Source organism: Pseudomonas sp. SAS7 (assembly GCF_052112345.1).
Classification (GTDB): Bacteria; Pseudomonadota; Gammaproteobacteria; order Pseudomonadales; family Pseudomonadaceae; genus Aquipseudomonas; species Aquipseudomonas putida_Q.
This window is the reverse complement of record NZ_JBEGGO010000011.1, coordinates 38,970-52,916: the sequence shown is the minus strand read 5'-3', so window position 1 is coordinate 52,916 and position 13,947 is coordinate 38,970. Positions and strand designations below refer to the sequence as shown.

General features: G+C 63.0%; 14 protein-coding genes. 6 read left to right on the top strand and 8 right to left on the bottom strand.

Going from position 1 to position 13,947, the window contains the following annotated elements:
- Positions 1–24: 24 nt before the first annotated feature.
- The 3 genes from ABI582_RS18375 to ABI582_RS18365 all read right to left on the bottom strand — a co-directional run bounded on the left by ABI582_RS18375 (position 25) and on the right by ABI582_RS18365 (position 3,370).
- Positions 25–624, bottom strand: a complete 600-nt coding sequence (locus tag ABI582_RS18375) for a tRNA-uridine aminocarboxypropyltransferase (RefSeq protein ID WP_338744836.1) — start codon at positions 622–624, stop codon at positions 25–27.
- A gap of 150 nt (positions 625–774) precedes the next feature.
- Positions 775–2,340 (bottom strand): methyl-accepting chemotaxis protein, encoded by a 1,566-nt coding sequence (locus tag ABI582_RS18370; RefSeq protein ID WP_442119887.1) that lies wholly within the window; start codon positions 2,338–2,340, stop codon positions 775–777.
- 136 nt (positions 2,341–2,476) lie between these two features.
- Positions 2,477–3,370 carry a LysR family transcriptional regulator gene (locus tag ABI582_RS18365; protein WP_016488535.1) on the bottom strand — a complete coding sequence of 298 codons (894 nt, stop codon included), beginning with the start codon at positions 3,368–3,370 and terminating at the stop codon, positions 2,477–2,479.
- Between the two features lie 225 nt (positions 3,371–3,595).
- On the opposite strand from ABI582_RS18365, the gene speB reads away from it, so the two are divergent.
- Together speB and ABI582_RS18355 are read left to right on the top strand one after the other, a co-directional pair.
- On the top strand, positions 3,596–4,546 hold the full coding sequence (gene speB, locus ABI582_RS18360) for an agmatinase (RefSeq protein WP_016498452.1): 951 nt from the start codon (positions 3,596–3,598) through the stop codon (positions 4,544–4,546).
- Positions 4,547–4,678: 132 nt separating this feature from the next.
- Complete coding sequence (locus ABI582_RS18355) at positions 4,679–6,058, top strand: sodium:solute symporter (protein WP_016498451.1); 1,380 nt, start codon at positions 4,679–4,681, stop codon at positions 6,056–6,058.
- Positions 6,059–6,243: 185 nt separating this feature from the next.
- Here the strand turns inward: ABI582_RS18355 and ABI582_RS18350 are convergent, their stop codons facing one another.
- Positions 6,244–6,372 carry a PA1414 family protein gene (locus ABI582_RS18350; protein WP_009683677.1) on the bottom strand — a complete coding sequence of 43 codons (129 nt, stop codon included), beginning with the start codon at positions 6,370–6,372 and terminating at the stop codon, positions 6,244–6,246.
- Positions 6,373–6,496: 124 nt separating this feature from the next.
- Positions 6,497–7,390 carry a putrescine utilization regulator PtrR gene (gene ptrR, locus ABI582_RS18345; protein WP_442119886.1) on the bottom strand — a complete coding sequence of 298 codons (894 nt, stop codon included), beginning with the start codon at positions 7,388–7,390 and terminating at the stop codon, positions 6,497–6,499.
- 106 nt (positions 7,391–7,496) lie between these two features.
- On the opposite strand from ptrR, the gene ABI582_RS18340 reads away from it, so the two are divergent.
- Positions 7,497–8,666 (top strand): MFS transporter, encoded by a 1,170-nt coding sequence (locus ABI582_RS18340; RefSeq protein ID WP_442119885.1) that lies wholly within the window; start codon positions 7,497–7,499, stop codon positions 8,664–8,666.
- Between the two features lie 47 nt (positions 8,667–8,713).
- Here the strand turns inward: ABI582_RS18340 and ABI582_RS18335 are convergent, their stop codons facing one another.
- On the bottom strand, positions 8,714–9,640 hold the full coding sequence (locus ABI582_RS18335; RefSeq protein WP_258911618.1) for a DMT family transporter: 927 nt from the start codon (positions 9,638–9,640) through the stop codon (positions 8,714–8,716).
- Between the two features lie 106 nt (positions 9,641–9,746).
- Positions 9,747–10,142 carry a hypothetical protein gene (locus ABI582_RS18330; RefSeq protein ID WP_063427289.1) on the bottom strand — a complete coding sequence of 132 codons (396 nt, stop codon included), beginning with the start codon at positions 10,140–10,142 and terminating at the stop codon, positions 9,747–9,749.
- 220 nt (positions 10,143–10,362) lie between these two features.
- Between ABI582_RS18330 and ABI582_RS18325 the strand changes: the two genes are divergently transcribed.
- Positions 10,363–10,659, top strand: a complete 297-nt coding sequence (locus ABI582_RS18325; RefSeq protein WP_442119884.1) for an addiction module antidote protein — start codon at positions 10,363–10,365, stop codon at positions 10,657–10,659.
- An 86-nt stretch (positions 10,660–10,745) separates the two neighbouring features.
- Entirely contained in the window at positions 10,746–11,018 is a 273-nt protein-coding gene (locus tag ABI582_RS18320; RefSeq protein ID WP_049274459.1) for a hypothetical protein, read from the top strand.
- Between the two features lie 116 nt (positions 11,019–11,134).
- Here the strand turns inward: ABI582_RS18320 and ABI582_RS18315 are convergent, their stop codons facing one another.
- Positions 11,135–12,496, bottom strand: coding sequence for a DEAD/DEAH box helicase (locus ABI582_RS18315; RefSeq protein WP_019473861.1), 1,362 nt, complete (start codon positions 12,494–12,496; stop codon positions 11,135–11,137).
- A gap of 103 nt (positions 12,497–12,599) precedes the next feature.
- Here ABI582_RS18315 and ABI582_RS18310 point away from each other — a divergent pair, with 103 nt between their 5' ends.
- Positions 12,600–13,901, top strand: a complete 1,302-nt coding sequence (locus ABI582_RS18310) for a mechanosensitive ion channel family protein (RefSeq protein WP_442119883.1) — start codon at positions 12,600–12,602, stop codon at positions 13,899–13,901.
- Positions 13,902–13,947: the final 46 nt, after the last annotated feature.

Here is a 13,947-nt window from a genome sequence, read left to right as displayed (position 1 = left end):
GGGCTGCAAAGCAGCCCTCGGCCTTCACTCGACCCCGTGGTTGCGCTGGAACGTCTCCCCCCCCATGGCCCTGATCTGCCCCTCGATCAACGCCTCGAACGGCGCCAACAGTGCGTTAAAGCAGGCGGGTTGCTCCAACGCATTCAAAGCCCCCACCACCGCCTCGATAGTCGACAGCGCCCCCGCCTCCGGCGCCTTGCGCAGCCGATAACGCGAAGGTGCGACTGCCCCCAGCGTCACCCGTGGCAATCCCTCCAGTAGCGGGTTCATGTACAGCAGCTTGCGCGCCTTGCGCCAGGTGCCGTCGGGCACGATCAGCAGCAACGGCGTGTCATCGACCTTGCCATAGGCCATCAGCACCTGAGCGTCATCGCCTGGGAACAGCAGGGCCGGCCGGTAACCAGGGGTTGCCAGCCATTCAGCCAGGTCATCGAATACCTCGCCTACCCGCAGCTCGGCGTTGTTCAGGCCAAGGGCAGCAAGCCGCGCAGTGTTCAGGGCATGGGCGGTTTCACTGGGGTGCTGCAGCAGGATGACGCGGGTGCGGCTGTCGAGCGCGGGAATCAGTGGGCAGAGGCAATGGTCGAGCGGGCGCTGGCAGCGCTCGCAGCGGGGTCTGGGCATGGGGTTCTCCTTGGCGGGAACATTTTGCCACAGAACCGCGGCCCGCTTTGCGGGCCATTCGCAGCACAAGGCTGCTCCTACAGGAGATCGCGCTGGCTGTGTAGGAGCAGCCTTGTGCTGCGAATGGGCCGCAAAGCGGCCCCAGCGATCTCAGCGGTTGAAGCGTTCTGCCAGGCTATGCAGGTACTCCGCCATGCGCTCCAGGTCCTGGCTGATTTCTGCCCCCTGCCTGGCCTGCCCGGCACTCTGGTCACACAGCTGGGCAATTCTCACGATCTGCTGGTTGATGTCCTCGGCCACATGGCTTTGCTGCTCCGACGCCGTCGCCATCTGCTGGCTCATGCCGGTGATGCGGCTGACCGCCTGGGCAATCCCGCTTAGCGCGGCCTGCACCGCCTCGACGCTGTGCACGCTGTCCCGCGACATCTGTTCACCCCGGTTGGCGGTGCTCACGGCCCGCTCTGCCCCTGCGCGCAACGAGGCAATGATGTGGTGAATCTCATCGGTGGATGCGCGGGTACGCTGGGCCAGCGAACGCACTTCATCGGCCACCACGGCAAACCCCCGCCCCTGCTCACCTGCGCGTGCCGCCTCGATGGCAGCGTTGAGCGCCAACAGGTTGGTCTGCTCGGCAATCGAGGTAATCACATCGACCACGCTGCCGATGGACTGGGTTTGCTCGGCCAGGGCATTGACCGCCTGGCCGATGTCGTTCACGGCATCACTCATGCTGCCCATGGCCTTGAGGCTCTGCAACGCCAGTTCGCTGCCATGCTGCGCCAGCTGGTCGGCATCGCCGGCCGCATGCGCCGTGCTCTGCACGTTGTGGGTGACCTGCTGGATGGTCGCCGCCATCTGCGCAATGGCCGTGGCCGAATGGTCGGTCTCGCTGCGCTGGCGGTCGAGCATCTGCGCCTGGGCACCGGACAAGTCGGACGACTGCGCAGCCCGCGACTTAACCCCGACCCCGGCGTCCACCAGGCGGGTCAGGGCCGTTTGCAGGCGCGCTTCCTCGCTGATGATGGCCAGGTCAAGCTGGCCCAGCAGGCCCGGGTTGTCGCTGTAGGTGAGTGCCACCAACGGGCTGGTGAAGGCCTTGGGGTGCTCGGCCAACGTGCGGCGGATAGCCTGGTTCTGCCGGTGCTCGACCAGGTACCAGGCCAACAGCAGGCTGGCCATCAGCACCCCAAGTGCTGCATAGGCCGGCAGCCACAAGTAGCCGGCCGCCGACAGCAGGCCTGCGCCGATCAGCGGCCAGCCATGGGCCAAGCCATGCCCCAACTGCGCCGCCCAGGGCACGGCGGCACGGTCGGCCCGCAGGCGCGCGTACAGCGCCTCGGCGCGGCGAATCTGCTCGCGCGTGGGCACCGAGCGCACCGACTCGTAACCACTGATGCGGCCCTGCTCGTAGATGGCCGTGACGTAGGCGCTGACCCAGTAGTAGTCGCCGTTCTTCGCCCGGTTCTTGACCACCCCCATCCACGGTTTGCCCTGCTTGATCGTCTCCCACATATGCCCGAACACCGACGGCGGCATATCCGGGTGACGCACCAGATTGTGCGTTTGGCCGACCAGCTCGTCATAGGTGAACCCGCTGATCGCCACGAAGGCTTCGTTGCAGTAAGTGATGCGGCTGTTGAGGTCAGTCGTGGAAATCAGGCGTTGATCGCTGGAGAAGGTTCTTTCGTGCTCAGTGACGGGCAAATTCATGCGCATCTGGGCGATCCTTGCAGGATGAAATAAGGGAAAAATCATCAGCGCAAGTTGATATGTAGCAGAGCGCTATCAGGTTAGCGGTCAGCTTTTGCCGGAATTTAACACCGCCCGACGGAATGCATGAATGTGTCGCGTCTCAGCCCACGTTCAGCTGGCTTTTGAGCAGGTCGCGGAAAGTCTGGATCAAGGGTTCACGGCTACGCCCACGGCGAATGATCAGCGAAAACGGTGCCTGGTAGCCAAACGTGGACGGCGACAGCACGCGCAAGTCGCCCTTGTCGACCCAGGCCTGGGCGTAGTGCTCGGGCAGGTAGCCGATGTAGGCCCCGGAAAGGATCAGGATCAACTGCGCTTCCATACTCTCCACCGTCGCCGCGCTGTGCTTGAAGCCATGCCGGGCCAGTTCGGCCTGGCTCCAGTAGCCGCGCCCGACCATGCGCTGCTGCGTCACTACCGGCTCGGGGATGCGCCGCTCGGTATACAACGGGTGGCGGCTGCTGCAGTACAGCCAGTGCTGTTCACGGTACAACGGCTGGTAGAGCAGGCCGCTCATGCGCGAGGAGAACGCACCAATGGCCAGGTCCAGGCGGTTGTCCTGCACGCCCAGTTGCAGCTCGTAAGGGCTGGACACCGAAAGGTGCAGGTGCACCGCCGGGTGCTCCTGGCTATAGGCACCGATGGCTTCGGCCAGCGGCAAGGCCCTGTCACCAACCGTGGAGTCGATGACCCCGAGGTTGAGGGTGCCACGCAACTCGCCCTTGAGGGCAGCGGCATACTGCTCGAAGCCATCCAGTTCAGCCAGAAGCCGCAGGGTCTCCTGATGGAACAGCTCGCCCTTGCTGGTCAGGCTGAAACCGCCACGGCCGCGATGGCACAGCACGATGCCCAGCGCGCCCTCCAACTGGCTCATGTAGGTACTGATGGCCGAGGTCGACAGGTTCAACTCGCGCTGCGCGTTGGCAAAACCCTGGTGGCGCACCACGCTGACAAAGATGCGCAGCAGTTTCAGGTCGGGCAAGGTCGAGGCCATGGTGCAACGGTTCCGCAGGTGTATTTGCGCGCAGTCTAACCGCTCTGCCGGCCTTTAGTTCAGAAATTCCTGAACTAAGTATTTGTCGGTAGCGATTCTTCCGCGGCACTACCTTGAGCAGACTTGGCCGAAATGTCCCTGCCCGCCGGCAAAACCACACTTGAAAGGCGCGCGGCGGCACAGGTTCGAACAAACAAAACAATCGACCGACTGATGAGGCCCACCGTGGACAAGACTCTCCACCAACCACTGGGCGGCAACGAAATGCCGCGTTTCGGCGGCATCGCCACCATGCTCCGTCTCCCCCACCTGCAAAGTGCCCAAGGCCTGGATGCTGCCTTCATCGGCGTGCCCCTGGACATCGGTACCTCGCTGCGCTCCGGCACCCGCTTCGGCCCACGGCAGATCCGCGCTGAATCGGTGATGATCCGCCCGTACAACATGGCCACCGGTGCCGCCCCGTTCGACTCGCTGTCGGTGGCCGACATCGGTGACGTGGCGATCAACACCTTCAACCTGCTGGACGCCGTGCGCATCATCGAAGAAGCGTATGACGAGATCGTCGAGCACAACGTCATCCCGATGACCCTGGGCGGCGACCACACCATCACCCTGCCGATCCTGCGTGCGCTGCACAAGAAGCACGGCAAGATCGGCCTGGTGCACATCGATGCCCACGCCGACGTCAACGACCACATGTTCGGCGAGAAGATCGCCCACGGCACCACCTTCCGTCGCGCCGTGGAAGAAGGCCTGCTTGATTGCGACCGTGTGGTACAGATCGGCCTGCGCGCCCAGGGCTACACCGCCGATGACTTCAACTGGAGCCGCCGCCAAGGCTTCCGCGTGGTTCAGGCCGAAGAGTGCTGGCACAAATCGCTGGAGCCACTGATGGCCGAAGTACGGGAAAAGGTCGGCGGCGGCCCGGTTTACCTGTCGTTCGACATCGACGGCATCGACCCGGCCTGGGCACCCGGTACCGGTACTCCGGAAATCGGCGGCTTGACCACCATCCAGGCGATGGAGATCATTCGCGGCTGCCACGGCCTGGACCTGATCGGCTGTGACCTCGTCGAGGTCTCCCCGCCTTACGACACCACCGGCAACACCTCGCTGCTCGGTGCCAACCTGCTGTTCGAGATGCTCTGCGTGCTACCGGGCGTCGTGCGTCGTTAATACCGCTGTACCCCGGCAGGAGCCATGAGGGAGGGCCACAGAGGCCCGCCAACAACACGACAAGACCGCCGGGCGCTGTAAGCCGCCCGCGTGGTCGATCTCGCCATAATAAAGATAATCGGGAGACCCCCAATGGCCTTGGACATCATTGTTGTAATGATCTATACCGCCGGCATGCTCGGGCTTGGCTGGTATGGCATGCGGCGCGCAAAAACCCATGAAGACTACCTGGTAGCCGGGCGCAACCTCGGCCCTGTGCTGTACATGGGCACCATGGCCACCACCGTGCTCGGTGGCGCTTCCACCGTCGGCACCGTGCGCCTGGGCTACGTTCACGGCATCTCCGGCTTCTGGCTGTGCGCAGCCCTGGGCCTGGGCATCATCGCCATCAACCTGTTCCTGGCCAAACCGTTGCTGCGCCTGCGCATCTTCACCGTGACCCAGGTGCTTGAGCAACGCTACAACCCCACCGCACGCCAGGCCAGCGCCGTGATCATGCTGGCTTACGCGCTGATGATCGGCGTCACCTCGACACTGGCCATGGCCACCGTATTGCAGGTGCTGCTGGACCTGCCGTTCTGGGCTTCGCTGCTGCTCGGCGGCGGTGTGGTGGTGCTGTACTCCACCATTGGCGGCATGTGGTCGCTGACCCTGACCGACATCGTCCAGTTCGTGATCAAGACCGTGGGCCTGATGTTCATCCTGCTGCCGGTGTGCCTGTACAAGGCCGGTGGCTGGGACACCCTGGTGGCCAAACTGCCAGCGGCCAGCTTCCAGCTGACCACCATTGGCTGGGACACCATCATCACCTACTTCCTGATCTACTTCTTCGGCATCCTCATCGGCCAGGATATCTGGCAGCGGGTGTTCACCGCCCGTGATGAAAAGGTCTGCCAGCGTGCCGGTACCGTTGCCGGTGTGTACTGTGTGGTGTACGGCCTGGCCTGCGCCGCCATCGGCATGGCCGCGCATGTGCTGATGCCCGACCTGGCCAACCCGAACAACGCCTTTGCCGAGATGATCAAAAGCACCCTGCCCGATGGCATCCGTGGCCTGCTGATGGCCGCAGCCCTGGCAGCCATGATGTCCACCGCCAGTGCCGGCCTGCTGGCTGCCTCGACCACCGTGACCGAAGACCTGCTGCCCAAGCTGCGTGGCGGCAAGCAGTCGAGCCTGGGCATGAGCCGCCTGTTCACCCTGCTCACCGGCCTGGTGGTGCTGGGCATCGCGCTGATGGTGAACGATGTGATCAACGCACTGACCCTGGCCTACAACCTGCTGGTCGGCGGCATGCTGATCCCGCTGATCGGGGCGATCTTCTGGAAGCGTGCGACCACCGCCGGCGCGATTGCCAGCATGTCGCTGGGCTTTGCCACCGCGCTGCTGTTCATGTTCAAGGACGGGCTGGAGGCCAATACGCCGATCTACTACAGCCTGGCGATCGGCTTGGTGAGCTTTGTGGCGGTTAGCCTGATGTCCCGCAAACCAGTCGGTGCGGTGAATCTGGCCTGACCATTGACCTGAAGCGGCCCTATCGCCGGCAAGCCAGCTCCCACAAAGAATGCATAGGGCCTGAGGCTTGCGCAGTACCTGTAGGAGCTGGCTTGCCGGCGATAGGGCCAGAATAGATAACAATCAACTCTCAGACACAAAAAAGGCCGCAGCACCCACCCAGGTGCTGCGGCCTTTGTCTTTTATCAGCGACGACGCGGTTGGCGTTTGCGCTGCTCTTCATCAGTCGGGATCGGCACCGGCTGCAAGGGTGGTGGAATCAGCCCCAGGGCGACCGCCAGGTCGTGGAGCCAGTTGGACAGTGGTTTATTCATAATGCCCCCTTGACGGGTCAGCCTCACGGCGAATCAATCCTGGGATGTTTCATACAGATCATAGCCTGATGTCCTGTATTACGCATGCCTATGCTCTTACAGATAAGGGCCATTTTGACGCGGATCAAGCCGTAGCGGCGCATTCCGACGACTGGTTAATCGTTTCGCTTTGTTGCAGGTCGATCCACGCCTGCAAATTCGCCCCACGCATGCCCTGACGCCACATCAGCCAGGTGACCGCCTGATCGAACGGCGCCTGCAGCGGGTGCACCCTTACCTGGTTGCGCCCAGGCAGGCTGTCGAGCATCGACTGGGCCATCATCGCCACGCCGGCGCCTGCGATCACGCAGGCCAGCATGCTCTGGTACGACTCGATCTCCATGACCCGGCCCATGGGCGTGTGGGCATGGGCATACCACGCCTCCAGGCGCATGCGGTACGAGCAGCCCTGGCGGAAGGTGAACACCGCATTGCCCGCCACATCCTTGGCAGTGTGCACCGCTGGGTGCTCGGGGCTGGTGATCAGCACCAGCTGCTCTTCGCACAGCGGCACGCCATCCAGCCCGGCCAGGCTCGGCGGGCCATCCACCAAGGCAGCGTCCAGTGTGTGGCCAAGCAGGCCTTCAAGCAGCTCGCCGCTAGGCGCTGCGCGCACCTGGAGGTTCACTGCGGGGTAGGCCTGGTGATAACGCGCCAGCAACGCCGGCAGGTGGGTCGCCGCCGTGCTGTACATGGTCCCCAGCACGAAGTCGCCGGCCGGCTGGCCGCCGCGCACAGCGGCCAGCGCCTCGTCGCGCACGGCCGACAGGCGGTTGGCGTACTCCAGCAGCACCTTGCCGGCCGGCGACAGCTGCAAGCGCTGGCGCTCGCGCAGGAACAACTCGACGCCCAGTTGCTCCTCAAGCTGGCGCAAACGCGTCGACAGGTTCGATGGCACACGGTGCAAGCGTTCGGCGGCACGGGTCACCGAGCCTTCCTCGGCCACGGCCTGGAAGATACGCAGCTGGCTGAATTCCACAGCATTCTCCAAAACAGAACAACTTGATCATCATTATTCAATTTTATTGAAAATGAAACCGCCCTAACCTGCCAGTCATCGCTTACATCCGTGCAGGAGACCCGTCATGTCGCCACTCATTCAACTGCTGGCCAGCGCCGTGGCGCTGATGATGGCCATGGGCATCGGCCGTTTCGCCCTCACCCCGCAACTGCCGCAACTGATTGCCGAAGGCCAGTTCGACCTGACGGTCGCCGGGCTGGTCGCGGCCGCCAACTACCTGGGCTATTTCATTGGCGCGGTGGACGCCATGTTCGCCCGCTCACCCGGCCAGGTCCGCCTGCGCCTGCACGGCGGATTGTGGCTGTGCGTGCTGCTGACCCTGGCCTCATGGGCCGCCGACGGTTTCTGGAGCCACCTGCTGCTGCGCTTTGGCACCGGCGTGGCCAGTGCCTGGGTGCTGGTGATGATCACCAGCCTCAGCCAGCAGGTAGCCAACGCGCACAACCGCCAACGGCTGGGTGCCCTGGTGTTTGCAGGGCCCGGTCTGGGCATTGCCCTGACCGGCCTGTTGGCACTGGTGGCGCATCTGCTGGGGCTGGGCTCGGCAGCACTGTGGCTGATCTACGCCGTGGCTGCGCTGGTGATGCTGCTGGCCGTGCGGCCTTGGGTGCCACGCGCACTGCAAGCGGCGCCAACCTCATCGCCAACGCACCCGGGCCCGACCCGCAGCGTCGGCATTGGCCGCCTGGGGCTGGTATACGCGCTGTACGGCGTGGGTTACATCCTGCCAGCCACCTTCCTGTCGCAGATGGCCAACCAGCAGTTTCGCGGGCAGTGGATGGCCGACCTGTTCTGGCCGGCGTTTGGCCTGGCGGCAGCGCTGGGGGTGGTGCTGGTGAGCTTGCGCCGTGGTGGCCGCACCTCGGCCTGGCTGACCGCCACCCTGTGGTTGCAAGGGCTGGGCGTACTGGCCTGCCTGATGGGCGGCGGGGTCGGGTTGGCGCTGGGTGTGGTGCTGTGTGGCGGGCCGTTTTTGGCGTGCATGCAATTGGTGATGCAACGCTCGCGGGAGCTGGCACCGCATGCTACGCAGCGCAATGCCGGGCTCCTGACCGCGTGCTTTGCCTTGGGGCAGTTGAGCGGGCCGTTGTTGGCTGCGGTCAGTAGCCATTACAGCGGCGGGCTGCAACCGGCGTTGATGCTGGCGACGGTGGGCCTGGGGCTGGCGGGCGTGCTGGTGATCACCAGCGGGCAGAGTATCCAAGGTTGCCAGGCAGCAACCCGCTCAGCCTGATTAACTGGTTTTGCCTGTACCGGCGATAGGGCCGGCACAGGCAACCTTCAACCCACCAGCTTGCGCAATTGTTGCTTCACCCAAGGCTCGGCACTCACCAGAACCACGCCCAGCAACACCAACAGCGCGCCGATCACGAAATTGACGCTTAGCGGCTCATCCAGCAGCAGCACCCCAAAGGTCACCCCAAACAGCGGCGTAATGAACGAAAACACCGCCAGGTTGGACGCCAGGTACTTGCGCAGCAACCAGAACCAGGTCAGGTAACTGATGAACGACACCACAATCCCCTGGAACAGTACACTGCCCATCGCCAGGGGTGTCAGCGACACGGCGCCGATCTGCCCGCTAAGCAGGGCAATCAGCAGCAGGCCGGCAAACCCCACCGCCAGCTGATAGAACAAGGTCAAGGTAGCCGGTGCTTCCGACAGCCGAGAGCAGCGCACCACGACCGTGGTCGCGCCCCACGCCAGGCCCGCAATCACGCCAAAGGCATCGCCCAGCAGCATCCGGCCATCCATCTGCTCGAACGACATGCCGCCAGCAAACGCCATGGCTATGCCACCGAATGCCAACAAAATCCCCAGCCACTGCAAAAACCGCAGGCGCTCGCTGGGTAGCCGAAAATGCAGGCCCAACGCGGTAAACACCGGTGCGGTATAGAGAAACACCGACATGTGCGCCGCCGAAGTCAGCTTCAAGCCTTCGGCGATGAACAGGAACTCCACACCAAACAGCCCACCCGCGAGCAAACCGGCGCGCCAGGTGCTACCGACCTGTTCCCAGCCACCGCGCCAGCACAGCATCAGCGCCACCAGCACAGCGGCGATGCCATTGCGCAGCGCGGCCTGCATCACCGGCGCGATGTCGACGGCGGCGGTCTTGATCAGCACTTGCTGGCAACCCCAGATCAGGCACAGCCCCAGCATCACCTGAAAGGCAAAGGCGTCAGGGTTCTTGCGGACCGCGCTCATAGGCGGGCCTCTAGGGTGTTCGCAGGCATGGGCATAGGCTCGGCAGTATTGAGAAGCTACCGATTATCGGGTTTCCCTACCCGCTCTTGCCAGCCTCAAAACGACCTCAAGCGATCTGCGCCTTCGAAGACACATGTTCGAAGGTGGCTTCATCCAGCGCATCCGCCTGTTCGTCCAGCACCTGGCGCGGGTGTTCGAAGCCCGGGATGCTGCTGTCGATCAGGCTCAACAAGCGCAACCCACGCTCGGTCAGCACAAAGTTTTCACCATTGCCGCCCTCTTCTTCAGGCCGGCTTTCGATGAAGCCACGCTCGAACAGCAGCTTTTCATACTCGCAGGCATGGGTTTTCAGGTGGTCCAGATCCCCCACCGGCTCACCCTTGGCGGCCTGGGCCGCGGCGTGCTGTTCGGCATAGGGGCGTGGCGTAAAGCTATGACCGGCGCCGTTCTGCACTTCGTGCAGCAAACGTTCGATCAGGTCCCAATCGTAGGCGATGCTCATGGCTACGGGCTCCTGCTGTGGACGGAAGGGGTACACAGGTTGGGACCTGCCCGCTCAAGCGGTGTTCCGAAAGATGAAGGCTGGATGGATGCCACGGTCTGAAGTCGCGTAGGCAGCAATAGACAGAAACCATTGGCTGTCTCGTCTTGTGTAGTTTAAAAACTACATTCACTTGATGAAGAAATCCGGATCCAGATTCTGCATTCGTGGAGGATGCAAAATGACTGAAACCTTCTCTGAATTCGATCCTGCCGCGTACCTCACCACTCCTGAAGCAATCGCGCAGTTCATGACCGATGCACTTGAAACCGGCGATGCCAGCTATGTCGCTAAAGCTGTCGGCGTGGTTGCACGCGCCAAGGGCATGAGCGAACTGGCGAAAGAGACTGGGCTGTGCCGAGAGCAGCTTTACAGGTCATTCAGCGAGCATGGCAACCCTACGCTGAAGTCGTTTCTGATCGTGATGAAGGCGTTGGAAATAGACATGACGGCGCGGCCTCACCTCGCTAGGGGATAACGCTTCTGCGCCATCGGTCGCCAAGGCTGAACTTGCTTGCCGCCGCAACGTTCCACCGCGCATAGCCACCGCTAGAGGTAAAAAGGATGAAACCGCTGCTGCCGATTACCTGCGTCATTGCCCTGTCCTGCGCCCTGCCCGCCTGGGCCTGCACACCGGAAGAAGCCACGCAGAAACGTGAAGAGCTGGCCGGGTTGGTTACCCAGTTGACCGAGCAGAACCCGCAGAAGGCCAAGGAGATCAACGACGAGCTTCAGGGGATGGATCTAGGGACGGCGAGCAAGGACTTGCCCGACAAGTGTCAGCTGATAGACCAGCGGATCAAAGAACTGAAAACGGCGGAGAAGAAGGCTGATTGACGGGTTGCCATTGATGGCTCCATCGCTGGCAAGCCAGCTCCCACAGGTCCCGCTGAATTCAGCATCTGGGTTTCCTGTGGGCGCTGGCTTGCCCGCGATAGGGCCTTGATAGCTACTTATTCAGCAGCAGGCTTGCGCTTTTTCAGCGGCGCCAGGCCGTCAGCGCTTGCCAGCGGTGCGTTAGCCCGCGGTTTGGCGGTGGGCTTGCGCTTGGCGGCAGCTTTCTTGTCGCCGGTTTTCTTGTCAACTTTCTTCTTCTTGGCGCCAACCGCCTTGCCCGAAGCCTTGACCTTCTTCGGACCGCTGTAGGTGCCTTTCACTTCCTTGATTACACGACGTTCGAACTGCTGCTTGAGGTAGCGTTCGATGCTCGACATCAGGTTCCAGTCGTTGTGGGTAATCAACGAGATCGCCAGGCCTTCGCCACCGGCACGGCCGGTACGGCCCACGCGGTGCACGTACTCATCACCGCTGCGAGGCATGTCGAAGTTGATCACCAGGTCCAGGCCGTCGATGTCCAGGCCACGAGCCGCCACGTCGGTAGCCACCAGCACCTTGGAGCTGCCTTGCTTGAAGCGCTCGATGGCCAGTTTGCGATCTTTCTGGTCCTTCTCGCCGTGCAACACGAACGCCTTGACATCCTTGGCCACCAGGTGACCGTAGATGCGGTCGGCCATGGCGCGGGTGTTGGTGAAGATGATCGCCTTGTCGAAGGTTTCGTTGGCCAGCAGCCACTGCGCGATGTGCTCTTTGTGCTGGTCGTGGTCGGCGGTGATGATCTGCTGACGGGTGCCTTCGGCCAGCTGCGAGACGCTGTTGAGCATCAGGTGCTCAGGGTCTTTCAGCACCTTGCCGATGATGTCGCGCAGGGCCGCGCCACCGGTGGTGGCGGAGAACAGCAGGGTCTGCTCGCGGTTCTCGCACTCCTTGCACAGGCGCTCCATGTCTTCGGCAAAGCCCATGTCCAGCATGCGGTCGGCTTCGTCGAGGATAAGTACCTGCACGTGGGACAGGTCGAGGTTGCCGGCGTTGAGCTGCTCAAGCAGGCGGCCCGGGGTGCCGATCAGCACGTCCGGCACCTTGCGCAGCATGGCCGCCTGTTCCTTGAAGTCTTCGCCGCCGGTCACCAGGCCCGCCTTGATATAGGTGAACTGCGAGAACAGCTCCACCTGCTTCAAGGTTTGCTGGGCCAGCTCGCGGGTTGGCAGCAGGATCAGCGCACGGATTTCGACGCGCCCGCCTTTCAGGTCAACCAGGCGGTTGAGCAGCGGCAGCACGAAGGCCGCCGTTTTGCCACTGCCGGTCTGCGCGGTCACGCGCAGGTCGCGCCCTTGCAGGGCCAGGGGGATGGCCGCGGCCTGCACCGGGGTCGGCTCGACAAATTTAAGCTCGGCCACGGCTTTAAGCAGGCGTTCATGCAGGGCGAATTGGGAGAACACGGAGGTAACCTCAGGCAAGTGCGGGAAATTCAGTTGCATAGGGTAACGTTTTCTGCCGCCTTAGCCGAATTTCTTTTGGCAACTTTGTTGCCATCCGCGCTCTAATGGCACCTCGTTTCACAACAAGACTGTACCCAAGCCCATGGATATACAACGAATCTGGCGTGACTCCCTCGACCTGTGGGGCACCCTCGACCAACATCCCATGCTGCACGCGGCCATCGGCCTGGCGGTGCTGCTGCTGATTTCCCTGGTGGTCGGCCGCCTGGCGCGCTTCCTGATGCTGCATGGCGCCCGTCTGCTGGCCCGCCAGCCTGCCCTGAAGTGGCTGGACGACCTGCGCCACAACAAGGTGTTCCACCGCCTGGCGCAAACCACGCCCTCGCTGGTGCTGCAGTTTGGCCTGAAGCTGGTGCCGGAGCTGTCCGACACTGCCCAACACTTCCTGGGCAATGTCGCCCTGGCCTTTACCCTGCTGTTCATGACCATGGCGCTGTCGTGCCTGCTGGATGCCCTGCTGGACATCTACGCCCGTACCGAACACGCCCGCACCCGCTCGATCAAGGGCTATGTGCAACTGGCCAAGATGATGCTGTGGATCTTCGCCTCCATCGTCATCGTCGCCACTCTGATCGACCGCTCGCCGCTGTTGCTGCTGTCCGGTCTGGGTGCCATGTCGGCGGTGCTGCTGTTGGTGTACAAGGACACCCTGCTGTCGTTCGTCGCCAGCGTGCAACTCACCAGCAACGACATGCTGCACGTGGGTGACTGGATCGAAATGCCGCAGGTGGGCGCTGATGGCGACGTGGTGGACATCACCCTGCACACGGTGAAGGTGCAGAATTTCGACAAGACCATCGTCTCCATCCCCACCTGGCGCCTGATGAGCGAGTCGTTCCGCAACTACCGCGGCATGCAGCAGTCCGGTGGCCGGCGGATCAAGCGCAGCCTGTTCATCGACGCGGCCGGCGTGCGTTTCCTCACCCGCGAAGAGGAGCAGCGCCTGAGCCAGGTGCAGCTGCTGGGCGACTACCTGGCCGGCAAGCGCCAGGAGCTGCAGAACTGGAACGAAGCCCTGGGGCCTGTCGCCGAGCTGTCGGCCAACCGCCGCAAGCTGACCAACATCGGCACCTTCCGCGCGTTCGCCCTGGCTTACCTGAAGAACCACCCCAACGTGCACCCGAACATGACCTGCATGGTGCGGCAGATGCAGACCACCGCCGAAGGTGTGCCGCTGGAGATCTACTGCTTTACCACCACCACGGTGTGGGCGGATTACGAGCGGATCCAGGGGGATATTTTCGATTATTTGCTGGCGGTGCTGCCGGAGTTTGGCTTGAGCCTGTATCAGCAGCCCAGTGGCAATGACATGCGCGTGGGCTTGGCGGGGCGTACAGCGGCTGAGCCAATGCCGCATCGTCTTGAGGAGATGAGCGAGGCTTGAGATTGCCGGGGCTGCTTTGCAGCCCATTCGCAGCACAAGGCTGCTC